The sequence below is a fragment of the Bradyrhizobium sp. CSS354 genome (assembly GCF_029051725.1).
Lineage (GTDB): Bacteria > Pseudomonadota > Alphaproteobacteria > Rhizobiales > Xanthobacteraceae > Bradyrhizobium.
Genome location: NZ_JAACFU010000002.1, coordinates 362069 through 388185 on the forward strand (window position 1 = coordinate 362069; position 26117 = coordinate 388185).

33 protein-coding genes and 1 tRNA gene are annotated in these 26117 nt (G+C 61.9%); 29 read left to right on the plus strand and 5 right to left on the minus strand.

Annotated elements, in window-relative coordinates:
• Positions 1–4: 4 nt before the first annotated feature.
• From GWG67_RS05625 to GWG67_RS05685, 13 genes are read left to right on the plus strand one after another with little or no spacing between them, the layout of a single operon-like run.
• Positions 5–616, plus strand: a complete 612-nt coding sequence (locus GWG67_RS05625; protein ID WP_275168115.1) for a hypothetical protein — start codon at positions 5–7, stop codon at positions 614–616.
• Positions 613–1641: an aminoglycoside phosphotransferase family protein gene (locus GWG67_RS05630; protein WP_275168116.1), complete on the plus strand. Its 1029-nt coding sequence runs from the start codon at positions 613–615 to the stop codon at positions 1639–1641. The genes GWG67_RS05625 and GWG67_RS05630 overlap by 4 nt, the downstream gene beginning before the upstream one ends.
• Entirely contained in the window at positions 1638–2486 is an 849-nt protein-coding gene (locus GWG67_RS05635) for a transketolase (RefSeq protein ID WP_275168117.1), read from the plus strand. Before GWG67_RS05630 ends, GWG67_RS05635 begins: the two co-directional genes overlap by 4 nt.
• 10 nt (positions 2487–2496) lie before the next feature.
• The gene (locus GWG67_RS05640) at positions 2497–3456 is read left to right on the plus strand and encodes a transketolase family protein (RefSeq protein WP_275168118.1); all 960 of its coding nucleotides are present in this window, start codon (positions 2497–2499) and stop codon (positions 3454–3456) included.
• Between the two features lie 8 nt (positions 3457–3464).
• Positions 3465–4571 (plus strand): DegT/DnrJ/EryC1/StrS aminotransferase family protein, encoded by a 1107-nt coding sequence (locus tag GWG67_RS05645; RefSeq protein ID WP_275168119.1) that lies wholly within the window; start codon positions 3465–3467, stop codon positions 4569–4571.
• Positions 4561–5679 carry a DegT/DnrJ/EryC1/StrS aminotransferase family protein gene (locus GWG67_RS05650; protein WP_275168120.1) on the plus strand — a complete coding sequence of 373 codons (1119 nt, stop codon included), beginning with the start codon at positions 4561–4563 and terminating at the stop codon, positions 5677–5679. The genes GWG67_RS05645 and GWG67_RS05650 overlap by 11 nt, the downstream gene beginning before the upstream one ends.
• Entirely contained in the window at positions 5676–6482 is an 807-nt protein-coding gene (locus tag GWG67_RS05655) for a sporadic carbohydrate cluster 2OG-Fe(II) oxygenase (protein WP_275168121.1), read from the plus strand. Before GWG67_RS05650 ends, GWG67_RS05655 begins: the two co-directional genes overlap by 4 nt.
• Entirely contained in the window at positions 6475–6867 is a 393-nt protein-coding gene (locus GWG67_RS05660) for an LIC12192 family sporadic carbohydrate cluster protein (RefSeq protein WP_275168123.1), read from the plus strand. Before GWG67_RS05655 ends, GWG67_RS05660 begins: the two co-directional genes overlap by 8 nt.
• A gap of 25 nt (positions 6868–6892) precedes the next feature.
• Positions 6893–7558, plus strand: a complete 666-nt coding sequence (locus GWG67_RS05665; RefSeq protein ID WP_275168124.1) for a class I SAM-dependent methyltransferase — start codon at positions 6893–6895, stop codon at positions 7556–7558.
• Positions 7536–8156 (plus strand): WbuC family cupin fold metalloprotein, encoded by a 621-nt coding sequence (locus GWG67_RS05670; protein WP_275168125.1) that lies wholly within the window; start codon positions 7536–7538, stop codon positions 8154–8156. Before GWG67_RS05665 ends, GWG67_RS05670 begins: the two co-directional genes overlap by 23 nt.
• The gene (locus GWG67_RS05675) at positions 8149–9366 is read left to right on the plus strand and encodes a class I SAM-dependent methyltransferase (RefSeq protein ID WP_275168127.1); all 1218 of its coding nucleotides are present in this window, start codon (positions 8149–8151) and stop codon (positions 9364–9366) included. Before GWG67_RS05670 ends, GWG67_RS05675 begins: the two co-directional genes overlap by 8 nt.
• The gene (locus GWG67_RS05680) at positions 9359–10570 is read left to right on the plus strand and encodes a class I SAM-dependent methyltransferase (RefSeq protein ID WP_275168128.1); all 1212 of its coding nucleotides are present in this window, start codon (positions 9359–9361) and stop codon (positions 10568–10570) included. Before GWG67_RS05675 ends, GWG67_RS05680 begins: the two co-directional genes overlap by 8 nt.
• Positions 10567–11601: a Gfo/Idh/MocA family protein gene (locus GWG67_RS05685; RefSeq protein ID WP_275168129.1), complete on the plus strand. Its 1035-nt coding sequence runs from the start codon at positions 10567–10569 to the stop codon at positions 11599–11601. The genes GWG67_RS05680 and GWG67_RS05685 overlap by 4 nt, the downstream gene beginning before the upstream one ends.
• 73 nt (positions 11602–11674) lie before the next feature.
• Here the strand turns inward: GWG67_RS05685 and GWG67_RS05690 are convergent.
• The 3 genes from GWG67_RS05690 to GWG67_RS05700 form a co-directional block, all read right to left on the minus strand.
• Positions 11675–11750: transfer RNA gene (locus tag GWG67_RS05690), tRNA-Trp, on the minus strand.
• A gap of 69 nt (positions 11751–11819) precedes the next feature.
• Positions 11820–12995, minus strand: a complete 1176-nt coding sequence (xerC, locus tag GWG67_RS05695; protein ID WP_275168131.1) for a tyrosine recombinase XerC — start codon at positions 12993–12995, stop codon at positions 11820–11822.
• Complete coding sequence (locus GWG67_RS05700; protein WP_275168132.1) at positions 12992–13351, minus strand: Arc family DNA-binding protein; 360 nt, start codon at positions 13349–13351, stop codon at positions 12992–12994. Before GWG67_RS05700 ends, xerC begins: the two co-directional genes overlap by 4 nt.
• A gap of 173 nt (positions 13352–13524) precedes the next feature.
• On the opposite strand from GWG67_RS05700, the gene GWG67_RS05705 reads away from it, so the two are divergent.
• From GWG67_RS05705 to GWG67_RS05770, 14 genes are all read left to right on the plus strand, one after another.
• Complete coding sequence (locus tag GWG67_RS05705) at positions 13525–13713, plus strand: helix-turn-helix domain-containing protein (protein ID WP_275168133.1); 189 nt, start codon at positions 13525–13527, stop codon at positions 13711–13713.
• Positions 13714–13716: 3 nt separating this feature from the next.
• Positions 13717–13908, plus strand: coding sequence for a hypothetical protein (locus GWG67_RS05710; protein ID WP_275168134.1), 192 nt, complete (start codon positions 13717–13719; stop codon positions 13906–13908).
• Positions 13905–14216 carry a hypothetical protein gene (locus GWG67_RS05715; protein ID WP_275168138.1) on the plus strand — a complete coding sequence of 104 codons (312 nt, stop codon included), beginning with the start codon at positions 13905–13907 and terminating at the stop codon, positions 14214–14216. Before GWG67_RS05710 ends, GWG67_RS05715 begins: the two co-directional genes overlap by 4 nt.
• On the plus strand, positions 14216–14635 hold the full coding sequence (locus GWG67_RS05720; RefSeq protein WP_275168139.1) for a RusA family crossover junction endodeoxyribonuclease: 420 nt from the start codon (positions 14216–14218) through the stop codon (positions 14633–14635). The genes GWG67_RS05715 and GWG67_RS05720 overlap by 1 nt, the downstream gene beginning before the upstream one ends.
• Positions 14635–14856 (plus strand): hypothetical protein, encoded by a 222-nt coding sequence (locus tag GWG67_RS05725; RefSeq protein ID WP_275168140.1) that lies wholly within the window; start codon positions 14635–14637, stop codon positions 14854–14856. Before GWG67_RS05720 ends, GWG67_RS05725 begins: the two co-directional genes overlap by 1 nt.
• A complete protein-coding gene (locus GWG67_RS05730) occupies positions 14856–15386 on the plus strand; it encodes a hypothetical protein (protein WP_275168141.1) in 531 nt (176 codons plus the stop codon). The genes GWG67_RS05725 and GWG67_RS05730 overlap by 1 nt, the downstream gene beginning before the upstream one ends.
• A complete protein-coding gene (locus tag GWG67_RS05735; RefSeq protein ID WP_275168142.1) occupies positions 15383–16717 on the plus strand; it encodes an AAA family ATPase in 1335 nt (444 codons plus the stop codon). Before GWG67_RS05730 ends, GWG67_RS05735 begins: the two co-directional genes overlap by 4 nt.
• A gap of 865 nt (positions 16718–17582) precedes the next feature.
• Positions 17583–17963: a hypothetical protein gene (locus tag GWG67_RS05740; protein ID WP_275168143.1), complete on the plus strand. Its 381-nt coding sequence runs from the start codon at positions 17583–17585 to the stop codon at positions 17961–17963.
• A gap of 1 nt (position 17964) precedes the next feature.
• The gene (locus GWG67_RS05745; RefSeq protein ID WP_275168144.1) at positions 17965–18825 is read left to right on the plus strand and encodes a hypothetical protein; all 861 of its coding nucleotides are present in this window, start codon (positions 17965–17967) and stop codon (positions 18823–18825) included.
• Entirely contained in the window at positions 18825–20270 is a 1446-nt protein-coding gene (locus tag GWG67_RS05750; protein ID WP_275168145.1) for a hypothetical protein, read from the plus strand. The genes GWG67_RS05745 and GWG67_RS05750 overlap by 1 nt, the downstream gene beginning before the upstream one ends.
• Positions 20271–20284: 14 nt before the next feature.
• Positions 20285–20839, plus strand: a complete 555-nt coding sequence (locus tag GWG67_RS05755) for a hypothetical protein (protein ID WP_275168147.1) — start codon at positions 20285–20287, stop codon at positions 20837–20839.
• A complete protein-coding gene (locus GWG67_RS05760) occupies positions 20832–21200 on the plus strand; it encodes a hypothetical protein (protein ID WP_275168149.1) in 369 nt (122 codons plus the stop codon). The genes GWG67_RS05755 and GWG67_RS05760 overlap by 8 nt, the downstream gene beginning before the upstream one ends.
• A gap of 282 nt (positions 21201–21482) precedes the next feature.
• Positions 21483–21917 (plus strand): hypothetical protein, encoded by a 435-nt coding sequence (locus GWG67_RS05765; protein ID WP_275168150.1) that lies wholly within the window; start codon positions 21483–21485, stop codon positions 21915–21917.
• Positions 21917–22942: a phage tail protein gene (locus GWG67_RS05770; protein ID WP_275168151.1), complete on the plus strand. Its 1026-nt coding sequence runs from the start codon at positions 21917–21919 to the stop codon at positions 22940–22942. The genes GWG67_RS05765 and GWG67_RS05770 overlap by 1 nt, the downstream gene beginning before the upstream one ends.
• 52 nt (positions 22943–22994) lie before the next feature.
• Here the strand turns inward: GWG67_RS05770 and GWG67_RS05775 are convergent, their stop codons facing one another.
• Together GWG67_RS05775 and GWG67_RS05780 are read right to left on the minus strand one after the other, a co-directional pair.
• Positions 22995–23282 carry a hypothetical protein gene (locus GWG67_RS05775; protein WP_275168152.1) on the minus strand — a complete coding sequence of 96 codons (288 nt, stop codon included), beginning with the start codon at positions 23280–23282 and terminating at the stop codon, positions 22995–22997.
• A gap of 116 nt (positions 23283–23398) precedes the next feature.
• A complete protein-coding gene (locus GWG67_RS05780) occupies positions 23399–23857 on the minus strand; it encodes a hypothetical protein (protein ID WP_275168153.1) in 459 nt (152 codons plus the stop codon).
• A 333-nt stretch (positions 23858–24190) separates the two neighbouring features.
• Here GWG67_RS05780 and GWG67_RS05785 point away from each other — a divergent pair, with 333 nt between their 5' ends.
• A complete protein-coding gene (locus GWG67_RS05785) occupies positions 24191–24760 on the plus strand; it encodes a hypothetical protein (protein WP_275168155.1) in 570 nt (189 codons plus the stop codon).
• Positions 24761–25305: 545 nt separating this feature from the next.
• Positions 25306–25470, plus strand: a complete 165-nt coding sequence (locus GWG67_RS05790; protein WP_275168157.1) for a hypothetical protein — start codon at positions 25306–25308, stop codon at positions 25468–25470.
• The last annotated feature ends 647 nt before the right edge of the window (positions 25471–26117 follow it).

Below are 26117 nucleotides of genomic sequence, written 5' to 3' on the forward strand. Positions count from 1 at the left end.
CGGCGTGCGGATCGGCATCGATTTCGACAACACGATCATCTGCTACGACAAGGTCTTTGCCGCCGTCGCGCGTCAGCGTGGGCTGGTGCCGGAAGGGTGGGAGGGGCTGAAGACCGACCTCCGGGATCATCTCCGGTCCCGCGCGGGCGGCGAGCTCGCCTGGCAAGGACTGCAGGGCTTCGTCTACGGCAAGGGAATTGGCGGCGCCGAAATCTATCCGGGAGTGCGGGAATTCCTGGCGGCGTGCAAGCAGGCCGGCTCGAAGGTCTGCATCGTCAGCCACAAGACCCGATTCGGTCATCAGGACCCCGACCGCACCGACCTGCGTGACGCCGCCCGTGGCTGGCTGCGGGGAGCCAGCCTGATCGACGCCGCGGATGCGGCGCTGGCCATCGGCGACATCTATTTCGAGGACACACTGCCCGCCAAGGTCGAGAGGCTCGTGAGCCTGAAGCTCGACGTCTTCATCGACGACCTCGTCGATGTCTTCGAGCAACCGCATTTTCCGAAGGCCACGCGATCGATCCTGTTCACGCGGTCGCAGCCTCCCCACCCCGAACACTGCAAGCCGATCGGAACATGGGCCGACATCCGCCGCGAGGTGTTTGCGGCATGAACGGGACCGACATCACCGCGCCGGATGCGATGGCGATCGGCAGCCGCCTGGCCGGCGCGCGTGTCGCGTCCGCCCAGCCGGCACGGTCCGGCGGCAACAACAGGGTTTTTCGGCTGGAGATGGCGGATGGACCGCCCCTCGCCCTCAAGCATTATCCGTCCGACGGACGCGATCGCCTGGGACAGGAGTATGATGCACTCTCGTTCCTGGCGCGCCACGGCATCACGTCGACACCGCGGCCGGTCGCGAAGGACGCAGATGCGTTCTGCGCGCTGTACCAATGGTTCGACGGCGAGGCCGCAGTGCTGCGCCCCCAAGGCGACGATGCCGATCAGCTCGCCGATTTCCTCATCGAGCTGCAGAAGCTGCGCGAGGCCGAAGACGCGCAGAATTTGCGCAACGCCTCGGCCAGCATCTTTTCGCCCGAAGCGGCCATCGCCCAGTACGAACAGCGCCTGGACGCATTGAGGCGGGCTTCGGATGATCATCCTGACCTGCGCGCGTTCATGGAAGGCAGCCTGGTTCCCAGCACGGTCGTTGCGATTCGGCAGCTCCGCCGGCGCTACGCGGAACTCGGTCGGAATCCCGCAGCGGACCTTGCGCCCACCCATCGCGCGCTGAGTCCGTCCGATTTCGGACTGCACAACGCACTGCGCGCCGAAGACGGGCGCTTGCGATTCATCGACTTCGAATATTTCGGCTGGGACGATCCGGTCAAGCTCATGTCCGACACCGCCATTCACCCCGGCAGCGATCTGCCCGAGGCGAGCGCGAATCGCTTGATCGAACGGCTGTCGCGCGCCTTCGAGGCGAGCGATGACGCGTTTGCGATCCGACGTGACGTACTGTATCCTGTGTTCAAGGGAATCTGGTGCCTGATTGTCCTGAACGCCTATTTGCCGGACAGCCGCTCCCGGCGCGCAATGGCTGCGCAAGGTGGCGATGTTAGGATCCGCCTCGCCGGTCAGCTCGACAAAGCCCGCCGACTTCACCAGACGATTCGCCCAACCGATTTACCGAAGTGACCCAGATCTCACCCCACGCTGAAGCCGCCCTCACCTGCACGCTGGATGAGCGCAGCCTTTATCTGCGCCGCCTGGTCTTGGGGTCTGTCCGCTCCGCGGGGCGCGGACATGTCGGTCCGGCATTGTCGCTGATCGAGATGGTCCGCGTGCTCTACGATGACGTGCTGCGGATTGATCCCAGCAACCCGCGCGATCCGGCCCGCGATCGCGCGATCCTCAGCAAGGGACACGGGTGTCTGGCGCTCTATGCGCTGTTGGCCGATCGCGGCTTCTTTCCGCTGTCGGAGCTGGACGGTTTCTGCGGCCCCGACAGCATTCTGGGCGGACATCCCGAATACGGAATGGTGCCGGGGATCGAGGCCTCGACCGGCGCGCTCGGACACGGCCTGTCGATCGGTGTCGGCCTGGCGCTCGCCGCGCGCCTGCGCGAGCGCACCTACCGCACCTTCGTCCTGCTTGGCGACGGCGAGATCAACGAAGGATCGGTGTGGGAAGCTGCCATGGGCGCGGCCAAGCACGGGCTCGACAATCTTGTCGCGCTGATCGACTACAACAAGCTGCAGAGCTACGGGCCCACCGACTACGTCCTGCCGCTGGAGCCGCTCGCGGATAAATGGCGCAGCTTCGGCTTTGCCGTCCAGGAGCTCAACGGCCACGACGTCGGCGCCCTGCGCACCGTGCTGAAGCAGGTCCCGGCCGTTCCGGGAAAGCCCACCGCGGTCATCTGCCATACTGTCAAGGGCAAGGGTCTGCCGGCCGCGGAATCCAACGCCGATTGGCATCACAAGAACAAGCTCACCGACAGCGAGCTCGACGCCATCCGCGTCGCCGTCGGGGATTTTTGATCGGCTCCTCATGCGCAACACCGCGATGAACATGGTCCACAAGCTCGCCGCGCGCGACGAGCGTGTGCTCTACATCGGCTCCGATCCCGGCGCGGGCACCTTGCGCGCGATGAGCAAGGAGTTTCCCAAGCGCCACCTGATCGAAGGCATTTCGGAAGCGCACATCATCGGCATGTCGGCCGGTCTCGCGATGGAAGGCTTCGTGCCCTACGTCAACACCATCGCCACATTCCTGACCCGCCGCTGCTACGAGCAAGTCGCCGTCGATCTCTGCCTGCACAATCTGCCGGTACGGCTGATCGCCAACGGCGGCGGGCTGGTCTATGCGCCGCTCGGCCCCACCCACCAGGCGATCGAGGACATCGCCATCATGCGGGCGCTGCCGAACATGACGGTGGTCTGCCCGTGCGACGCCGACGAAGCGGCGCGCCTGATGGAGCAGACGCTCGACTGGACCGGGCCGATCTACATCCGGCTCGGCAAGGGTGGCGACGCAATCGTCTCGAGGGCCGAGCACGGCTTCGAGATCGGCAAGGCCATCCTGATGCGCCCCCCCGGCGACGTCGTCATGGTCACGACAGGCATCATGCTCCAGCGCGCCCTCGCTGCGGCCGACTTGCTGGCCGCGCAGGGCATCCGCGCCGGCATCCTGCACATGCACACCGTCAAGCCGCTGGACACCGAGGCGCTGCTGCAAGCGATCCGGGGCACCAGGCTAGTAGCGACGCTGGAGGAGCACGTGCCCTCCGGCGGCCTCGGCAGCGCGGTCGCCGAGGCGCTGATCGACAAGCTCGGCTCTGGCCTGCCCGCGATGCTGCGGTTGTCGCTGCCGGACCGGTTCATGCACAATTACGGATCGCAGGACTCGCTGCTGAAGAAGCACGGACTTTCTGCCGACGCCATTGCGACCTCGATCGCGCGCGCGCTCATCGCCTCGCCCACCTCTTCTCCTCAACTTCATTCCACCTGACGGGCCCCATGCACGACGTTCGATATTCCTATCTGCTCGAGCAATTCTCCGATCCGGCACCGATCCTGGCCGAGATCGGCCGACTGGTGGCGACGGGTGACTTCACCCTGGGCAAGCCGGTCGCGGAATTCGAACGGCGCTTTGCCGAACTGATCGGCGTGCGTCATGCCATCGGTGTCGGATCGGGCACCGATGCGCTCAAGCTGCCGCTCAAGGCGCTCGGCATCGGCCATGGCGACGAGGTCATCACGGCCGCCAACACTTTCATCGCCACCGTCGGCGCCATCGCCGAGACCGGCGCGACGCCGGTGCTGGTCGACTGCGACGACTCCTTCTGCATGAATGTCGACTACGTCGAAGCCGCGATCACGGAGAAGACCAAGGCGATCATGCCGGTTCAGTTGACCGGCGAGGTCACCGATATGGGCAAGCTGATGGCGATCGCCCAGCGTCACAACATCCCCGTGGTCGAGGATTCCTGCCAGGGCATCCTGTCGGAGTTCGCGGGAAAACGGTCCGGCACCCACGGTATCGCGGCCGGCTTCTCCCTGCATCCGCTCAAGAACCTCAACGTCTGGGGCGATGCCGGCGTCGTCGTCACCAACGACGACGGGATGAACGAGCGGCTTCGCCTGATCCGCAACCACGGCATGAAGAATCGCGACGAGATCGCGATCCTCGGCTGCAATTCGCGGCTCGATTCCCTCCAGGCGGTGGTCGGCAACTGGCTGATCGGCCAGACCAGCGAGATCACGCGCCGTCGGATCGAGAACGCGGCCTATTACGATTCGGGCCTTGCCGACCTGCCCGGCCTGCGCACTCCGCCGCGCCGGCCCAACGTGAAGCACGTCTACCATCTCTACATGGTGTTCGCCGAGCGTCGCGACGAGCTCTACAAATACTGCCTGGACAACGGCATTGAAGCGAAGATCCACTATCCCATCCCGCTGTATCAGCAGGAGGGCCTCAAGCACCTCGGCTACGCGCCGGGGACGTTCCCAGTCACCGACCGCCACGCCCAGGAAGTCATCAGCTTCCCCGTCGACCAGCATCTGACGCGCGCCCAGCAGGACCGCGTCATCGAGATCGTTCGGAAGTTCTGCCATGGACGCTGACACCGGCCGCCGGCGCATCGGTTACGTCAATCTTCCCGCGCAATTCGAGGAAGAGCGCGTTGAGATCATGCAGGCGGTCGAGGGCGTATTCCAGCGCGGCGATTTCATCGGCGGCGCGGCCGTTGCGAAACTCGAAGAGGAGCTCGCCACCTATCTCGGCTCGCCGCATGTGGTGACGCTGAATTCCGGCACCGATGCGTTGATCCTGTCCTTGAGGGCGCTCAACATCGGTCCCGGGGACGAGGTGATTACCCCGCCGAATTCGTTCGTGGCATCGACCGCGGCCATTATCGCCGTCGGCGCCAGGCCCGTGTTTGCGGACGTGCTGCCGGACCAGAATATCGATCCCGCCGCAGTCGAGGCCGCCGTCACTTCGCGGACCAGGGCGATCATGCCGGTGCACCTGACCGGGCGCATGGCCGACATGAACCCGCTGATGGCGATCGCCGCCAAGCATGCTCTCGCCGTGATCGAGGACAGCGCGCAGGCCGTCGGCTCGACTTATGACGGGCGGATGAGCGGGACCATCGGAACGTTCGGCTGCTTCTCCGCCCACCCGCTGAAGAACCTCAATGCCGCGGGCGACGCCGGCTTCGTCGTCACCGCCGATGCCGAGCTTGCCGCGAGAATTCGCCGCCTGCGCAATCACGGCCTGATCAATCGCAGTGACGTTCAGGAATGGGGCATCGTGTCGCGCCTCGACACGGTCCAGGCCGAGGTGCTTCGCATTCGCTTGCGTCACCTGCCCTCCGTCATCGAGCGCCGGCGTCGCAACGCCGCGCAATACCGCGCCGAACTCGCCGGTCTTCCCCTGTTCATCCCGGTTTGCCGCAACATCGAGTTCAACACCTTCCACACCTTTGTCGTGCAGACGGACCGTCGCGACGACTTCCAGAAATATCTTGCCGACAAGGGTATCGAGACCGCGATCCATTATCCGGTACCGATCCACCTCCAGGAGGCGGCGGCGCATCTTGGCCACGGTCGCGGCGCGTTTCCGGTGACCGAGCGGCAGGCGGATCAGATCCTCACGCTTCCCATCAACCAGTTCCTCTCGGCCTCGGATATCAGCTATGTTTGCGCGACCGCCCGGGAGTATTTTGCATGACGGACACGGCTTTCCTCGAGGCCGATGAGCAGGCACTGGCGCAACGCTTCATCGACGACGGCTTCGTCACCACGCCGGCCGACCATCGCGCCGGGCTGGACCGGATCCAGCGGCGCGCCGCCGAGCTCGCGGCGGACTATCTGAAGCTGCCACACGGCAACGACCCCTACGCGATGCTCGACACCATCCACACGCGGGTGAGCGTGGATGATCTCAACGGCCTGCGGCTGCACGTCTTCAACGGCCTCAATGCCGAGCCCTGGTTCCGGCCGACCTATTTCCGTCTCGCGCGCTCGACGATCGAGACCATCGTCGGCAACGAGCTCTGCATGCAGCGCCGCGTCAATCTCAGCATCCAGCTGCCGGGAGACGATTCGTCGCTGCTCGCCACCCATTCCGACGTCTGGTCGGGCGACTCCCCGTTCGAGGTCGTGGTGTGGGTACCCCTGGTCGACGTCCACCGCACCAAATCGATGTATCTGCTGCCGCCATCCCTGAACGGCGACATGCAGGACCGGATGGCCAGCTTGCGCAGCGCCGAGGAACTCTACCAGACCATCAAGCCGCACGCGACCTTCATCGAGATTCCCTACGGTCACGTGATGCTGTTCAACCAGACCCTGATGCACGGCAATCGCATCAACGAGGAAGCCGGCTCGCGCTGGAGCATGAACTGCCGCTTTAAAAGCATCATGTCGCCCTATGCGGACAAGCGATTCGGCGAATTCTTCGAACCAATCCTGCTGCGTCCGGCGACACGCGTCGGCATGCAGTACAAGCTGCCGGGAGGCTTCCATGGCTGAGCGAGCCGGCCATCGCGGCTATATCGGCGCCCGGCCGCTGAACGGCAGCCGTACCCCCCAGCACGTCCAGAACATCGTGATCCGCGACTATGCGCGGCGGAAAAACCTGCACTATCTGCTCAGCGCCGCCGAGCACACCATGCCCAGCAGCTACATGGTGCTCGAGGACATCCTCGACGAGCTGCCGCGTTTGCGCGGCCTGATCCTCTACAGCATCTTCATGCTGCCGCCCGACGAGGCACGGCGGCGGGCGATCTATGACCGCGTGCTGAGCGAGGGCTGCGATCTGCACGCGGCCGTCGAGGAGATCACGCTGTCCTCGCGCGACAACATACAAGCCGTCGAGGACATCCTGCTCGTCAACAAATTCGCGACTATCCTGTAACGATGCCGCGGACCGGTTCAGGACAATGACCGAGATCAACCTGCTCCAGCCGATGCACGCATCGACCAAGCGGAACTACGTTCAGCGGGTCGTCGAGCACGACAAGGCGGAATCCGCCACCGTCGCGCGGCAATGGGGATACGACTATTGGGACGGCGACCGCCGCTATGGCTACGGCGGCTACCGCTACGACGGACGCTGGCGCCCGCTCGCCCAGACCCTGATCGACCGCTACGGCATCAAGCCCGGGATGAGCGTACTGGATGTCGGCTGCGGCAAGGGCTATTTGCTCTACGAATTCACCCAGCTCGTCCCCGGCCTCACCATCGCAGGCATCGACATCTCCGACTATGGCATCGCCAACGCCAAGGAGGAGGTGCGACCGCAATTGAAGGTCGGCAGCGCCGTCGAGCTCCCCTACCCCGACCATAGCTTCGATCTCGTGGTGTCGCTCGGCGTGCTCCACAATCTTCCGCTCGAGGACGTCTTCCGCGCCGTGTCGGAGATCGAGCGCGTTGGACGCGGCGCCTCGAAATATCTGATGGTGGAATCGTTCCGCGACGAGCGCGAGAAGGCGAACCTGCTCTACTGGCAGCTCACCTGCCTGAGTTTCCATGGTCCGGAAACCTGGGCCTGGATCTACGACAAATGCGGCTACCGGGGCGACCATGGGTTCATCTTCTTCGAATGAAGCAACGGGCCTGCGCCGGCCGGCCTCGTTGCGGGCGCAAAATCCCGAAGTGTATTATTCGGATGACGCCATCGTCACGGCGGACGACGCCACGATCGCGGAGCTGAAGCGCATCGCTGCCGGCAATCCGCGTCTGCGCAGCCGGCTGTGCACGCATCCCGAGCCCTCGTCCGACCTTCACGAGATGCTGATCGTGCATCAGCGCGAGGCCTATGTGCGGCCTCACAAGCATTTTGGCAAACCTGAATCGTTTCACTTGATCGAGGGCACTGCGCAGGTCGTGATCTTCGAGGACGACGGCCGCATTCGCGATGTGCTCGATATGGCGCCGTACGGCCGGGGCGCGCTCTGCTATTACCGGATGCCCGAGCAGGTGTTTCACTCGATCCTGATCACCTCGGAGTGGCTGGTGTTTCACGAAACCACCGCCGGTCCGTTCGATCCCTCCCGCACGGCGTTTCCCGACTGGGCACCGGATGGCGGCGATGTGGCGGAGGTCCAGAACTACGTCACCAAGGTTGGTGCGCTCGCCACGGAGCATCTGGCCCATCGCCATACTTCACGAGCCATTCCAGCAGAGGTTTCTACCGATGACTGACCATTGCCGCCTCTGCCATTCGACCAATTTGCGCCCGGTCATCGACCTCGGACAGATGCCGATTGCGCATCGGCTTCGGCACAGCCGCGACGAACAGGAGGAACGGTATCCGTTCGAGGTGCTGGCGTGTGGCGAGTGCGGCCTGCCCCAGATCGTCAAGCCGATCGATCCCGACATTCTGTACCGGCAGTTCAACTACAATTTCAGCAGCTGGAAGCCGGAGCCGCACCAGGTCGACGAACTCGACACCATCGCCAAATTCTCAGCCCACCAATCCGTGTTCGAGATCGGATGCAATGACGGCCTGTTCATGGACAGGCTTCGCGAACGCGGTGCGAAGGTCTTGGTGGGCGTCGAGCCCAACCCGGTGTCCGGCAAGATCGCCCGCGAGCGTGGCATCAAGGTCTATGCCGACATGATCAGCCCGGCGCTGTGTCACGACGCGATTGCCGAGGCCGGCAAGTTCGACCTCGTCGTCTCGCGCCAGGTGCTGGAGCACATCGTCGATTTCGAGAACTTTTTCGACTGCGTGAAGATCGCGCTGCGCGACGACGGGCTGCTGTTCATCGACGTACCTGATTTCGCACCCGGCTCGACGGCGGGCGACCTCTCGGTCCTCTGGGAGGAGCACGTCAGCTACTTCACCGAGCCGACGCTGCTCGCGCTGCTGGCGCGCCACGGCTTCGAGGCGGTGTCGGTGAAGAAATACAATTTCAGCGGCGGCAGTCTCGCGATCGCAGCGCGACGCGCGACGCGCGACGTGACGGCCCCGCCCGCGCCATCCGGCGTCGGCGAGAAATTCGGTCGGCGCGCCAGGGAGTACGGCGCGCGTCTTCGCCCGATCCTCGCCAAGGCCCGCGCCAACAGGGCCGAAATCGCCATCTACGGCGCCGGCTGCCGCGCCTGCACCTTCACCAATGCCCATGAACTCGGGGATCTCGTCGATCTCTCGGTCGACGACCAGAAGGAGCGCCAGGGCTTATTCCTGCCCGGGACCGGCATTCCGATCCGCCCGCCGGAGGACCTTGCCGGCAAGTCGAATCCGCTCGTCTGTCTTCTGGCCGTGAACCAGGAGAACGAAGACAAGGTCGGTAGCCGACTACGTGAAAACGTGAAGCGTCCGCTCCACATCGTTTCGATCTTCGCGCCCTCGGACATCTGGAGCGAGCTCGATCGCCTCGAGGCGGCCGCGGGGTCGCGGCATGGCTGAGGACAAGCTCTTCAACTATTACGAACGCCAGGACGTCCTGCCGACGTTCGGGAATTTCAAATCCGCCGCCGAACTCGGAGCCTATGCCGGCCTGCGGCGCGAGTTGTTTTCGGACAAGCTGGTGCTGCCGCCGCGGTTGTTCCGCGATGCAGACGTGCTCGAATTCGGCCCCGATTCCGGCGAGAACGCGCTGGTGTTTGCAGGCTGGGGCGCGAACATGACGCTCGCCGAGCCGAACCGGCATGCGCACGCGAAAATCCAGGCTTACTTCGCGCATTTCAGCCAAGCGGAACGTCTCCGCGAACTCGTGTCGTTCGACGTCGAAGGCTTTCGCAGCGATCGTCGTTTCGACATCATCGATGCCGAAGGATTCATCTATACGGTACAACCGACTGAAAATTGGCTCGGCATCTTTCACCGGCTACTCAATCCGGACGGTTACGCCGTCGTTTCCTACTACGAGCGCTACGGCGGCTTCTTCGAACTCGCGCTCAAGGCGATTCATGCGGCCGGCAAGGCACTGACGGGCCGTCCCGGACTCGAAACGGCGAAGCTGCTGTTCGACGCGAAATGGAACAGCATTCCGCACACGCGCAGCTTCGAATCCTGGCTGATGGACGTGCTCGAAAATCCTTTCGTCCGGCACCGCTACTTTCTCGACGCGGGAGCCTTGTGCACGGCGGCACATGAGCAGGGATTCGACATCCATTCGGCGTGGCCCGCCTATCGCGACAGCCTGGATGTCTACTGGCACAAGAAGGTTCTCTCCGACGACGAGAAGCTGCGGCGCGCGACGCGCCACCTCGGTCGCAGCCGTCTGAGCTTTCTCGGCGGACGGAAGCTCTATCTGACCGGCAAGACCAAAGCGGTCGACGCGATTTCGGCTTCGATCGAGACTCTGGTTCACGATGTCGACGCGATGATCGACGATCCCTTCGGCGACAGCCTGCCCCGTGTGATCGCGAACCTCGCTTCGCTGCGCGAGACGATACCGACGACAGATGTTCTCGCCGACGATGCGTCCGACCTCGATGCCATCATTGCGACCCTCGACAGTTTCCATCGCATCTTTGGCGCGATCGGGCGACGGGACGTGTCCACAGTTACCGCCCTCACCCAGTCAGACCAGGCGTTCATCCACACCTGGGGACAGCCGGCGCATTTCCTCGTTCTCCGGAAACGCTTCGAGGGTCCTAACAAGTGAGGCCGGGCATTGGCATCATCGGAACGGGCATGGTCGGCCAGATGTGCCACCTCGCCAATTTCGTCGCCAATCCCGCCTGCCGCGTTGTCGCGATCGCGGATCTGCGGCCTGATCTCGCCGCGGCAGCGGCGCAAAAATTCGACATCGCGCGGGTCTACGGCACGCACCGGGAACTGCTGGCGGACAGCGAGGTGTCGGCCGTCGTCGTCGTGACCAAGCGTCGCGCCACCGGCCCGATCGTGCTGGATGCGTTGAACAGCGGCCGCCATGTGCTCTCGGAAAAGCCGATGGCCTACACCACGGCTCAGGCCGTTGCACTGGCCGAGGCGGCGCGGCGGCACAACCGCGTCTACAGCATCGGCTACATGAAGCGTCACGACGCCGGGGTGGCGCGCGCGATGGCCGAATTGGCGCGCCTGCGAGCGGATCAGTCGCTTGGACGCATTGTCGGCACGCGAGGCTGGTGCTTCGGCGGCAGCACGGGCCGGTCGCAGGACAATTTCGTCATGACCGGCGAGGTACGGCCGGACGGGCTCGAACTCTGGCAGGATGGCCCCGACTGGATGCCGGGCGCGATGCGACCCGGCTACGACAATTTTCTGAACGTGTTCAGCCATATCATCAACCTCGCACGCTACGTGCTCGGATCGTCACCGGCGGTCGCCGAAAGCACCATTGCGAGCTCGGGCGCGGCGACCGTGACACTCGACTTCGACGGCGTCGCCTGCGTGCTGCAACTCGCGAATGAATCCGAAGGCGTTTGGCGCGAGGGACTGAGCATCAAGTTCGAGCGGGGCGCGCTGACCATCGAATTGCCCCCGCCTTTTGCCGAGCAGGAGGCGGAGGTCATCCTCGATCAGCAAGGACAACGCACGCAATTGCCGCGCGACACCAGTTGGGCGTTTCAGCGTCAAGCCGATGCATTCGTCGCCGATATCGTGGAACGGAGGACGCCGCTGGCGTCCGGCGCAGATTCCGTGGCCGATATCGCCCTTGCGGAGGCGATCTGGAAACGGCAGGTCAGCGGTTAGGTTTCACGCCGTCCGGCGGCAATATCCCGACGATGGCTGATCGCCCACATCCTAGCTAAGTGCTTGATTTCGCTGGCAGGAGTGGCAGGGCTCGAACCTGCGACCCCCGGTTTTGGAGACCGGTGCTCTACCAATTGAGCTACACTCCTACGTGCCTCAAATCGTTCGGCCTTTTCCGGGTTGGCAGAGAACATTACGAGCACTCTGCTACCGGTTTGCTACCCAACGTCGTCGGCAGGTCTCTTTATGGCGGCCCGGAGTGCGCTGTCAACCGCGGCGGCCGCCTCGCCCTGCATGTTCGGCATCAGGTGGCTATAGATGTCCATCGTGACGGAAATTGAGGAGTGCCCGAGGCGTTCCTGCACGACCTTGGGATGGACCTTGGCGGCCAGCATATGGCTGGCGTGGCTGTGCCGGAGACCGTGGAGAGTGATGCCCCACTGATCGAGGAAATCGGACATCATGTGAGTGAGGCTCCGAGGCTGCATCTGGGTTCCGTCCGCCAGAGTGAAGACGTGCCAACTGTCATCTGCCCTGACGCCCAGCCTAAGCAGTTCCTCCGCCTGCGCCACTCGCCAGCGGCGCAACTCCTCCACCGCCATCATCGGCAGCGCCACCGTGCGCGCCTTGCCGCTCTTGGCCTCCTTTTCCCGGATATCGCCGGCATCCGTCTGCTCGGTGCTCGCGACCACGGCTAGCTGGCCATTCTCCAGATCCACAGCCCGCCAGCGGAGGGCAACGATCTCGCCGCGGCGTAGACCGCACAGCGCACCGAGCACCAGCGGAATGAACAGGCGCCGTGCCCGAGCGGCGTCCAGCACGGTCGCGGTCGTCGCCGCGTCAATGGTGGTGACGGATTTGCGCTCGATCTTAGGGCGGTCGCGCTTTTCGAGCAGCGCCGCCGGATTGCGAGTGATTACTTTCCAGCGCTCAGCCTGCCCCAGCGCGGAAAAGAGGACGCGGTGGATGTGGTTGACGGTGCGCGGCGACAAGCCACCCTTCCCGTCCCGCCGGCCGTTCTCCAATGCCTTGCCATAAGCCTCACTAATATCGATCGGCTGGAGCTTGGATAGGATCTTGGCGCCGAGCAGCGGGACAATGTTTTTGGTCGCGATCTGCTCGTACCGTTCATAGGTCCGCGGGGCGACGTTTGGCTTGATGTGCTTCAGCCATCGATCGAAGAATTGCGCCAGCGTCGTCTTGCTCGGCTCGACATAAGCACTGCTGCTCATTTCGGAGACGATGCGGGCTCGTTCGAGCTCGGCTTGGCGCCGTCCATTGCAGCCTGGGAGCGATACCCACTTCCGCTTGCGCTTGCCGGTGGCCGGGTCTCGTGTCTCGACGACCGCATACCAAGTCTCGCCGCGCTCGATGACGCCGTTTTTCATCTTCATTTTGCGTTCCCGTCTGGCTTGAGGCTGTAGCCGAGGGCAGCAAGAAGACCCTTCGGAGTTTCGTCCGCTGGCGGAACCGTCTCGGCAGGCTTGCCCGTCATGGCAGCGAAGATTTGCTGGCGGAGCTCCTTCCTGAGGCTGTCCGCCATTTCCTTCCTGAGATCGTCCGCCAAAGCCCTCGCCTGTGCGTCGAGCGCGTCGAGCAGCTCTTTCTGCCGGAACGATGCTTCGAGGCGCTCGATAATTTCGAGGTTCATGGATTGGTCGTTCTTCTCGGCCGCCTTTTCCAGCTTGCGCCTCAACTCCTCGCTGAAGCGCAACTTGAACTGAACCGTTTCCGTGAGCTTGCGGGCCACTTGGGCGCTCTCCTCTTGCACTGACTGGTACAAGATGGCACGGAATGGATGGGGCCGCAAGTGACCCCACAACTTTATTTGGGACCACTTCTGTCCCCACTTGACGGAATCACACCAAATCATATCTCGTGGGCAATGGGGACACATCTGTCCCCATTTGCTCAGAGGTGAAAATGTCTGATGAACTCACAATCAGCGTGCCAGAGGCCGGCAGGCGATATTTCGGCCTGTGCCGCAACTCGGCTTATGCCGCGGCAGAACGCGGGGACATCCCCACCATCAAGATCGGCCGGTTGCTGAAGGTGCCTGTTAAGGCGCTGGAGCAGATGCTCGACAGCCCGCGCAAGACGGAGGCCGCATAGATCATGGCCTCCAAAATGGAAAACCCCGCGCTGGCGGCACGGGGCAATCCGGTAACTGTTCAGGCAAGAACGAACAACCCGGAATATGCCCTCGCTCAGCTTCGCGCGCAATACCTCGCTGAAATCTTCCAGATGCCGGCGTGCACCGCGGCCACCGTTGCCGAACTGGCTTTCGGACTGGAGGCCACGCGATGAGCCGCGAGCAGCTTCCCAACCGCCGGCCGAACGAAACCCTTGAGTTTGACCGGGATGGCATCCGCATCACCCTGACCGTCGGCTACAAGCCGGACGGCAGCGTGGGCGAGATCTTCCTGAACGCTGATCGTTCGGACTCGATGCTCGACGTCCTCATGTCGGACGCCGCGATCATTGCCAGCCTCGCCCTGCAGTATGGGGTTTCGCTGCGGCAGATCGCTCATTCGATCAAGCGCGACAAGTTCGGCATCGCCTCGTCTCCGATCGGCGCCGCGCTCGACCGCATCTCCAGCCCGGAGGTGTTGTAATGGAGCCTGTCACCATCACCCTTGCCGGCCAGCCCCAGGGCAAAGGCCGGGCTCGCGCGTTCCTGCGAGGTGGCCATATCGGCCACTACACGCCGGAGAAAACCCGCAGTTATGAGGGCATGATCCGCACCGCGGCAATGGACGCGATCGCGGGGCGCCCTGCCCTCGATGAGCCTATTGAGTTCGTCTTGCGCGCCATCTTCCCGGTGCCGGCGTCATGGTCTGCCCGAAAGCGTCAGCAGGCGCTAACCGGCGAGATCAAGCCCGGCAAAAAACCGGACCTCGATAACATCGTGAAGGCGTGGAACGACGCTCTCAATGGGGTGGCCTATCGGGATGACAGCCTGATTTGTCGGATGACCTCGGAGAAGCGTTACGGGCCTCAGCCGCTCGTCGTCGTGACTGTGAGGCCCATCTAATGAGCCGTCCCCTTATGGTCTCCGACCCGAATATCAGAAAGCAGCTCCAGCTTGCCGGCCTCCGTTTCATGTGCAGTCGCGCGGAGTGGCTGAAAAGCGAGGCAATGATCCTGGGGGTGGCCCTCAAAAAGGGCACCCTCTCCACCTCCGAAGTTGACACCCGGCTCGAGGAATTGGGCGCGCTCGACCTCGTCTATCCCGAACTGATGAGGTGCGAGTGATGAGCATCAGCTTTGAACCCGAAGAGGGCTTTACGGTTCTCCTGCCGGAAGCCAACCCCTGCCTGCTCGACCCAGAACAGGCCCGGCAGGCGATCAAGCGGGACCGGAATGTCCGCCGCTCGCATCTCTTCCCGCTTCTGGACGCGACGGCACGGTTTGCCTGCTCGCTGCTGGTCATGCCTCAGGGCTGCAAGCCGTTCGATCTGCCGCGCGATCCATGGATCATATCGGTGGGTGACGACATGCATTGCGCCTGGGGCCCGAAGGCCTTCCCGGCCGACTCTCTGGACGCCGCGATCAAGGCGGCCGGTCATTGCGTCATGGTCTTAAGCGGACCCGACCCCTTCCCTTACCGCGTCGCGGCCACGGTCGCGGTTCGAGATCGCAAGAATTGTCTCCTGATCGAAAGCCTTCCGCATCAGAAGGAAGCTTGGCTTCAGCGTATCGAGGGCGTGCGCGCGGCCGATGATTTTGCCGGCAAGTTACCAATCACTTTTTGCCTCCCCATCCCGGCAAAGGGGGCAGCATGAAGCACAATCACTCCGCCTATCTGTATGACGCCTTGAACGCTGCGGCGAACGGCTATTCCGTGTTGCCGGCGAACGCCCGAACGGGTGAACCGCTGGTCGCGGTGGAGAAGGCCAGCACCGACCCGGAGGTGATCCGGGCTTGGTGGGTGGAGCATCCCTCCGCCCATCCGGCCTATGTGCCGCCAAAGCCTAAGAAGCTCCAGGCTACGCCATACGTCTGGCGAGAGCCGGCCAGCATCCCACAGCGGGAATTTCTGTACGGCCAGCATTTGATCCGCAAGTTTGCATCGGCCAAGTTCGCCGCGGGCGGCGTCGGAAAGTCTATCCTCGCACTAACTGAGGCGATTGCATTGGCGACTGGCCGCGCGCTGCTCGGCATCCAACCCGCCAAACGTTGCCGGGTCTGGTATTGGAATGGCGAAGATCCCGTAGACGAAACGGAACGCCGAATAGCGGCCATCTGCGTGCATTTTAGCATCACGGCTGAAGAGCTCGAAGGCTGGCTGTTTATCGACAGCGGCCGCGACCAGCAAATCATCATTGCGGAGCAGACCCCAAAGGGCGGCGCGATGATTGCCAAGCCCGTGGTCAAGGCCCTTATCGACACCATCGAAGACAACGAAATCGACGTTGTGTTTATCGACCCCTTCGTATCGTCCCATCGCGTCACCGAAAATGACACCATGGCCATGGACCTTGTGGCCAAGCGGTGGACCGCGATCGCGGATGAAACCAAGATCGCCATCGAGCTGATCCATCACACCCGGAAGACCGGTGGAGCTGAAGCCACGGTCGAAGACGGCCGCGGGGCCGTGGCGGTGCTCAATGCCGTCCGCTCGGCACAGGTGCTCAACAAGATGAGCGAAGCCGATGGGCTCAAGGCCGGCGTTGACAACTATCGCCAGTATTTCAACGTCGAGAACGGCAAAGCCAACCTTGCCCCGCCATCCGAAGGCAAGAACTGGTTCCGCATCCTGGGGGTGCCACTCGGCAACGGCAGCGGAATCGGCCAAGGCGATAACGTCGGCATCGTCGTGAAATGGAAATGGCCAGACCCCTTGGACGGTGTGTCAGGTAACGACTTCGAAGCCGTCGCCAGAGCCATCAGAGCCGGCAAGTGGCGCGAGAACCCGCAAGCCAAGGATTGGGTGGGCTGGCCTATTGCTCAAGTCCTCGGGCTCGATGTCGCCAGCAACAAAGCCGACAAGGCCAAGGTCTCCGCCTTGATCAAAATCTGGCTCGCCGCCGGCTCCCTCGCGATCGTGGATGGCCTGGACGAAAAGCGGATGCCTCGGAAGTTCGTCGAGGTGAAGGCCGAAAGCGATGAATGAGGCTCTGCCACACTGCCACACCATGGGTTCGGCAAAGGTTCGGCAGGTTCGGCAGAAAGCTTGCCACACCACCACCCCCTTAGGGGTGTGGGGGTGGGGCATGGCAAAGAAGGATGGGGCAAGTGAGGTGTGGCAAACAAGGCCATCCCTGCAAAGATGCTGGGGCGGGTGCTGACGCAGGACGAAGCGGCGCGGCTGCTGAAGAAGTTCTGAGTTACCGCACTGCACGCTTGAATAGAAGTAGACCGCCGGTGCCCTCGCCGCTACATACGTTCCCGGCTGAGGGAATTGCATGTACTGGATTATTTTAGGCGTCGTCGTCTTCGACGCCGTATGGATTGGCGCAATCGCTTACGCGTTCGTTAGAGGCAGGCGGCAGCTTAAGCCGGAAGACTTCGAGCGGGCTCCCGGCGATTGGTGACTAGTTCACCTTGGGAAGCGTCGGCGGGACGGCATCCGGCACAACGTCGCACACACGGAACAACGCGCGGAACAACGCGCACGCCGCTGGCGCTAGTTTTCTTGCCGGTGAAATCCTTCCCGCATGACCGGGATATTCCCGGCCATCGACTTCGATATTGCGGCGGGTGGTCGGCTCGCTCTGGCCAGATCAGCGGCGGCGGTGACGAGCCGTTCGGTAGCAGCTTGGTAGCAGCGCGCGCACCACATCGATTCATCGCGCTGAATTGGCTCAACATTCTCGCCGGCCAGCACCGGTTCTATAGTTCGGAAACATCGTCGCACTAAATGGGACTAGATGGTATAAGTCTCTGATATTGTTGTTGATTTAGCCATTTAAGTCTTTCATATCCCGTAAGACATCGTCACACTCGTCTGCATGCTGATTTGCAGAAAGTCGCGATGAATGCCCGCCGATACCACCGAGATGAATGCCAAGCCTGACGGCGATAAGGGGAAGGTGCGGCTGCTCTGTCTTGCCGACCTCGATGGCCGGACGCGAGCGGCGCAACTGGTCGGCAGAACAATAGACGCCATCACCGCTGACCTCGGTGGCAATGACAATCTCAGCACCGGTGAGCAGCTTCTGGTGCGCAATGTCGCGATGACGGCCGCCATGAGCGAAGACCTGGCGGCGCGGTGGCTGACTGGCGAGCCGGTAGATCCGGCCGTGTTCTGCACCCTCGGCAATGCCGAACGCCGCTTGCTGGAGACGCTGGGCCTCAAGCGCCGGCAGAACGACGTGACCCCGAACCTAACCGACTACCTAGGAAAGAGGAGCGCTTGAGATGGCGGAAGTCGCTGTAGCTGAGACCTATTCGATCGAGGACGCGGCAAACGCTCTGGTCGAAACCCCCACCTCGGCGCCCGCGGTCTATGATCCCGGCCAAATCGAGAGCGACACGCCAGCGGAATACCGCTCGCGGGGCGGATTGACCGAAGCCGAGGCCGTGGACCTGCTCGAGGACGACAGCCCCGTAGCTGCCGGTCGCGCGCTGGCCTACCACAACGGCAAGCCCCTGAAGCTTCAGCACCTGATCCAAGGCTTCAACGAAGGTCTGAAGCTCTACGAAGTGGTTGACGATATCAACTCGCGTTACGACGCGGTCGAGCAAGCCGGCAGAAACGTCTACATCGGGGCCAACGCCATCGCGGAATTGCTGGCAACGCTGTTTCCACACCCCAACGCTGCCATGGCGACTACAGATCCCATTGGCTACCAGCAAGCCCAGGTCGTCCACGAGCAAGTCAACAACGCCGCTATCCAGGTGACGCGCTACGCTCAGGGCCTCGCGCAGCAGAATGCCGAGTGGGCCAAGGCACAGAGCTCAAAGGACAGCGCTACATTCGGGCTGGCGTGCTTCCTGGAGGATTATCCCCAGGCAAAGGACCCGGAGTGGCTCAATCAGTTTGTGACTCGGATTACGCCGGCTGCGGAGGCCTGCGGCTATCATGCAAGCGAGCTTATGCAGGTTACTGATTCCAGGGCGTTCAAGGTTCTCGAACTTGCTGCCACCGCATTGGAAAAGCGGCAGGGAGGCTCAGCCAAGCGTGAGAGCGTCAAGCCTCCCGCCAAGCCCCGCCTAGTGTCGGGCCAAGGCCGTGGGGGCCTGACCATGTCTGAGGCGATGGGTCTGGATTTCGACTGATGCAGGGAACGATCACCTTTGCCGATGCGTGTCTGGAGCCAGCCCTGTTCGGGGATTGGTTCAGTGGTCCGACCTGGGCCAATTGGCGCGTGATCGACAAGGCGATTTTCGGGCTGCAGCTCGATGCCGACGAACTCGAAATCTTTCGGCACCTGACCGGCCGCGACGACGCTCCTACTGATCCCGCCGAGGAGGTTTGGCTGGTAATTGGTCGTCGCGGCGGCAAAGACGTAAAATCCGCAGCGTTGTCGGTCTACCTCGCGACAATAGGCGTGGAGGCCTATGGCTGGAAAGAACGCCTTGTTCGCGGCGAGCGCGGCGTCGTTCAGTTGCTAGCAGTTGACCGGGATCAGGCTCAGGTCGCGTTCCGTTATATCGAGGGGTTCTTTGAGAAGCCCGTGTTCGCCAAAATGGTCAAGCGGCGCACGGCTGACACCATCGAATTATTGAACGGTTTTGCAATCGAGGTGACGACTGCTGATCAGCGCCGTGTGCGGGGTCGAACAGTCGTCGCCGCTGTGTACGATGAGGTCAGTTTTTGGCGCTCCGAAAACACGATGTCGCCTGACATCGATGTGCACCGCGCGGTTAAGCCCGCCATGGCTACCATGCCAGGGGCCATGGTGGTCGGGATCTCAAGTCCATACGCGCGCCGCGGTCTGCTCTGGAACAAATACAAGAAACACTACGGGAAGGCCGGCAAGGTTCTGGTTGTGCAGGCGCCGACTTGGGTCATGAACCCCAATGTACCGCGCGACGGCGAGTTGATCCAGGAGGCTTACACCGACGATCCGGAATCCGCGTCAGCAGAATTTGGCGCAATCTTTCGTTCCGATATTTCCAGCTTTATCACCAAGGAAGCGGTCGAGGCCTGCGTTGAAACTGGCGTGCGGGAACGACCGCCGCAAAAGCAGTTCCGCTATGTCGGGTTCGTTGACCCCAGTGGGGGTGCTGTGGACTCGATGACGGTAGCGATCGCCCATAAGGAGGGAGACACTGCAATTCTGGACGCTATCCGCGAGATCAAGCCGCCATTCTCCCCGGAAGCCACCGTAGCCGAATTCGCAGAGCTGCTGAAAACCTATCGCATTTCCCGAGTGACCGGCGACCGTTACGCAGGCGAATGGACCAGAGAGCCGTTCCAGCGCGCCGGCATCTTCTACGAAGCGAACGCGCGTCCGAAGTCGGATCTGTACCGCGATTTTCTGCCTCTGATAAATTCGCGCGCCTGCCAGCTCCTCGAAAATGACCGGATGGTGAACCAGATCGCCAGCCTAGAGCGGCGCGTCGGTCGTTCCGGAAAAGACCTGATCGACCATGAAAAGAATTCACACGATGACGTTGCCAATGTCGTCGCAGGCGTGATCACGCTGGTGGCCGCTGGTCCGTCGCTGATCGTAAGCGATCGGGAATGGAATAACTTCCGGCCGCGGCAGGTGGCGTAACAGTGGAGAACACAATGCAAAACGAAATTACTGTTGTTGACCGATATACCGGCAAGACCCTGCATCTTCCGCGAACCCACGCGATGGACCGGATCCAGCAAGGTACCGCTGTTGAAACGGTGCCCGCGGATGTGTCGGCCGCTGAGGAATGGCGCGATGATCTTCGCGCGCGGATCTTTGCGGAGACCGTGGAGCGGGGCAACGAACAGGACATCGCGCCATTCCAGGAATTTGAGCGGTGGTGCGCGACGCAGGGTCTGCACGCGCTGCCGGTCAAGGTGGAATGTGTCACCCTGTTTCTGCTGAGCCTGATGCGTGATGGGGCGCCCAAGCATGAGCTTTCCCCGAGAGCCTACGGCATCGAGCGCATTCACGCGCTGGCGAACCATCCGCCGCGACAACTCGCCAAGCAGGTGTTGAACAGCGTTTTCCGCGCTCTCGAATTCGCCAAGCTCGAGATCGGGTCGCTCATGGGGCTGGTCGAGGATCGCGAGCTGCAGGCCGCGCGCACGGCATTGGGCTTGTTCCCAAATGGTGAGATTCCAAAGCAGTACACCGCCCATGTCTGATCGTCGCGAAAAGATCGAAGCACTGCTCAACAGCCCCGTTGCTGGCGAGCGTGATGCCGCGCGTGCGGCGCTGGAGCGTGTGACGGAAGAGATACCGACATACGCCAGCCCCGAATGGCATGCCGCTATCCAGGAGTGGTGCCGCAAGCTCCAGTTTTGCGTTTCGCGGATCAGCTCTCCGCTGCTCTCGGATGCCGAGATTGTCCTGGTCCGTAACTGGAGCAGAAACCGCGGCGATCCGTGGTCGCCCGGCTCGGGGCAGATCATGGCTATTTATCGAAAGCTGAAGGCGGCGGACGGCGCGCAGGATGGCGCGGCCGAGGCGCTGACAGATCAGGTGGGACACTTGAGAGTTGGATAGTGAGGTGCAGGCAGCATCGGCGCGGGCGAATCCTAACAGCGGACAATCGACCGAACCGAGCTGCCATCGTCAAGGCAAGGCGGCAACGCCAAGCACACGATAGGCACGACGACGACTGCCGAGATCGAGGACGCTTGATCAGAGTGGTCAACCGGTATCGCAGCGGGGACGCTTGCGGTGATGCCGGGTGCGGAGTGGCCAGGGACGCTTGGCTGCCCGGCATTTCTTTGAACCGGCTGCTCGAACGAGCGGCGCAACCGATAGACCGTGAAGGATGTTCATATGAACAGCAACGTAAACTCCGCATCCGACGCGGTAAGCTATTCGCATCTCCTGCACGTGCGATGCCAGCCGGTCATGAATGACATGATTGAGCGGGCCGCCACGTCGAAAGGCACGCGTCCGGCGGAGTACATTCGCCAGACGCTGCTAGCAGGGCTGCGCGCCGATGGTTTTGACCCTACAGCAGCAGGATCGCTGTACGACATCGTAGAGGGCAAGCAGCGGTACGCCCTGGTGGTTGGCGATGACATCGCCGGCATCACCTATCACCACGCCAAGCCGGAAGACGGCCGAACGTGGTTACCGGTCGTGCATGTAGACAGCGAGCCATTCGACATCGCACGCCATTGGCGGCTTACTCCGGTCTACTCGATCGAGGGTGGCCGCGTGGTGTGCACATATCCTATCGTTTCCAAGACGCTGGAGCACATGTAATGCCGTTCTTTAGGTGGAGCCTTACTGCGTCGGTTAATGCCAGCGCTGATCCGACGATCAACTACAGCGAGGGCCAGGCACCTTCCTCCCTCAACGATTCCGCCCGCGCCATGATGGCCGCTCTGAAGGGATGGGGCGTTGACACGGCCGGATCACTGATTACGGGCGGGACCGCGACGGCCTACACCTTGGCCACGAACCAGGTGTTCACCTCCAAAGCTCTGATGGATGGCGCTGAAATCTCGTTCACGGTCAACGCGACGAACGGCGCTTCCCCCACGCTTAACGTGGATGGACTCGGAGGCGACCCCATTACGCTTGATGGCGTCAACGCGGTCCCCACGGGGACTCTGATCGCCGGCAGCGTCTATACTGCTGTCTACTATTTTTCCGGGACGGCATGGCGTTTGAAGAACTTCTATCAGCTCCCGTTCACCGTTCCGATCGGCGGCACGATCGACTTTTTCGGCACCGCCTCGCCGAACAGCAACTTCGTGTTTCCCTACGGGCAGGCGATCTCGCGCGCAACTTATTCAGCTCTGTTCACGATGATGAGCACGACGTTTGGTCCTGGCGACGGATCAACGACGTTCAACATCCCGGATCTGCGCGGGCGCGTTGTCGCCGGCAAGGATGACATGGGCGGCAGTGCTGCAAGCCGCATCGGCTCTGTTGTAACGGATAGCGCGACGATCGTTGGCGCAACGCTAGGCTCTGTCGGCGGTTCGTCCACGCACGTTACGACCCTTGCTGAGCTACCAACAGGGATCACGTCAGCAGGAAATATTTCGGTCAACGTTCCGAGCGCACAAAATGTCGCCGTCGCCAATGCGATTGCCGACGGTTCGTATGGCTCGGCGACTTCTGGCGGCACGCATCTACCAATCGCCAGCGGTTCTTTCTGGAGCGGTATCGGAACCTTGGGACCAACCGGCAACACGATGACATCAAACAACACCAGCGGCAGCGCGCACGCCATGTTGCAGCCCACGATCATCGCCAACAAGCTGCTCAGGATTATCTAGCGCAACACCGCCGTAGCGTGGATTAGGAGAAACTAAGGTGACACCAACCGACCTAAACCTCGCGGCGCGGCTTGTCTTCGCCTACCAACATCAACCTCATTTGCTCGATAATGCGGAGAGTTTCTGGAAGGTGACCGGCCTTGGCCCCGGCGCCAATGCTGAATTGCTCAGCATGGTTCGCGGCGTCATCGAACGCCTGCAAGATCGGGATTCTAAAGCCGACGTTGAGCGTGCCGAGCCTCTGAAGTAGGCAGGTCAAGATAAACTGCATCGCGAGGTTCTCGGCCGAAATCTTGACCACCTGTTCTTCAAGTTTGGAGAGTACATCGCGTTCGGTCATAGCGCCCTCATTTGTAAGGCCACGCGCGGCTAAGTGCGGTCATAGCCAGTAGGCGGCCCATCCTGCCATCAGCAGGGCTGCAAGAACAAACTCGATTCGGCGAGGTCGGGACATGATCAAACGTCGTCCCAACTGCCGGCAAGGTCGGGCTCAGGGCCCAAATAGTCTAGGAAGCTGTAGCTGTCGACTGCTCCACCTTTTGCGACATAGATCGACAGGAAGCTATACTTACCCGCGGTCAATAGCGGAACGATTAGGGGAAGAGCGTCGGCGGGCATAAACAGGACGGCGGAATAGTCGGCGCCTCTGTAAGAGACTTCCCCAACAGGGCGGGGGTCGTGCGACGCGCTCGCATGCTCTTTATAGCCAGCGATCAGCGCCTCGTATGGAATACATCTGATCTGGGCGATTTTAGCTTTGATGTTCTGAGGCTGCTCGATCCGGGCTCGAATGGTCAGATGTCGCCCGTCCGAATACAACTCACGACAGAATCGGTTCTTGCCGGTCCCAAACGAATAGTTCAGGCGCCAGCTCTGGATTTTCAGCGAATGATGAACCATTGCGGCTTGGGCCATTGTGGCATGGCAGCATGTTTTCTCCCCGGTGGGGAGTGGATTTTTAAGCAAATCAGTGATTGCATGTCCGTGGGCTTAAGAACCCGGACCGAGATATAGCCGCACCATTCCTTGTCAGAATGCCCCTTCGATTGGCGTCGCGGGGTTGCGGTTGAATGTGGTGGCGCATTGGCGTGCGTCCCAACCTGGCCATTATGGCCGGGAGGGCCACGCTATGTCCAGAGGGGCAACCCTTAAAAGCGTCGCCGCTGGTCTCTCGGCCAGTTCTTAACTCCCGGCTGCCGGTCTGACACCGGCGACGGCCTTAAGAAGCCGATACCGAGAGCAACCACCATGACCATTGAAAGACCTATGTTCCCGCCCAGGCGGCGATTCCTCCTGCAAGCCGCTGGCGTGGCCGCTGGTAGCGCCGTGCTCGGGATGGCACTTCCGCTGCCCCAACCGGCTGTAGCCGCTGTGGCGAGTCCGGACCCGATCTATGCGGCCATCGAAGCTCACAAGACAGCCAAGGCAGCCTTAGAGGCTGCCCTCCACCTGTATTCGGCGCTGGACCGCGAATTGCCCTTGGAAAAATGCCGGTCTCGGGTGACGGCGTGGGAAGAAACCATAGTGGAGACCGATGATCCCCGATGGATCGAATCCGAGAGAGCTTTAGACCGCTGCCACGACGCCGAAACCGACGCGGCCTGCGCTCTGCTTTCCGAGGGGCCGACAACAATGGCGGGCTGTATAGCGTTGCTCAAATACGCCGTCGAAGCCGATACCGACGGTATGAGTTGGCCTGAGGGTCTGTATCGCGACGTCAACGACCCTGGCCCGACCAGGACCGGCTCATGGCATCAACTGCTAGTTGAGAACCTTGCCGAGATCATGCCCGAATTAGCGCTGGGGGTGGTGGCGTGAGCAATATTGTTGGATTGCCGAGGACGACCCGGACCGCGGAAGAAAAGGACGCGCTGCGCGGAAGGGCTTTGAGCGATCTGGACACGCCGATTTATGATTGCGCGGTGATGGGTAAGATCCCGCGCAACTCATGTCGGACGCAGACGACGGCACCCGGCCAGAGCTATGCTTTGCCGTGTTGCATCTATCCGAGATGCTCGACACGCTCGTCGACAGGTATCAGGCCGCCTTTCATGGGGAGACCACATGCGACTGATCCGGGCCCTATGGGCACTCCAGCGGCTTAGATGGGCCCGCCGTTGCTTTCAGCTGAGCATGGGGCTTGCCGAGCTAGGTCAGCGGCTGCATCGGTTCTAGAAATGCGCCGCCGGGCAAAAAATACCTTGTCCCGGCGGCGTTTGTTTCAGTCCAGCCCCGAGATTGGGATTAGCAAAAAATCCCGGATATTCATGAGTATGGGCGTGGAGTGTGAAGGTTCAGTTCGTAGTGGCCTAGTTTGAAAATCTGATCTAGGAACGTTGGCTGCAAACTGTGTTAACCGTCCGATGGACCGACAACGAGAAAAACGTCTGCTGGAAGAGCAGCTAGCTAAGTACCATGAGTTGGCGAGGGCTTTCCCCGAAGGTGCCGTCAACGAAACAATGCTCGACCTCATTGCCGAGGTGAAGCGGCAAATCCAAGCGTTAGACAAAGAGAAGGCCGCCCACTGAAGCGGACTATTCGTCTGCGCCGGTTCACGCTGGCGGGCCTCTCTGTGCTAGCACCACCGGTGCCGTGCCGATCGTGCGGAACGTCGCGGCGTCGGTCGCAGGAGCAGCCTTTTAGCCGTTCCTGCGACCTTCACTTTCGAGCTCCGGCGCTCTGATCCGTAATTGAATCGGCAGCCGAGAGCATTGGGGCTGGAATGGGAACCGTACCATGTTCGCCCTGCAGCGACAATTCGTAGCAAGGCGGCTTACCGACTCCAATTTCGGAACGGGGTGTTCTACTGTGAGAACACCGGCGCGATTTAAATACCAACCAATTTCAAGTTTCCCGGGAATGCCGCAGTGGGGCTGGAACCACGCTGCGGCTTTTCCCTGTTTGGAATCCTTCTTAAATTTGGGAACGCCCGGCTGCGGTTAGTGTCGTTAGCTACGTCAACAGCTAGCGATTTGCAGATGCTCCCTCTTGATTCCAACTCCCCGCCACTTAGCCCAAGTCAATTTGGGAATTGCCAGCATTGCGACGGCCGCTTGCTGCGGGTCCAAAGCTATCTCGACACACGCTCCGGTAAGACAGTCCGCATCTTCAAGTGCACCAACTGCCAGAAGCTCACGTGGGACGACTGAGCCGGGAACACTGAATGACGCGAGGC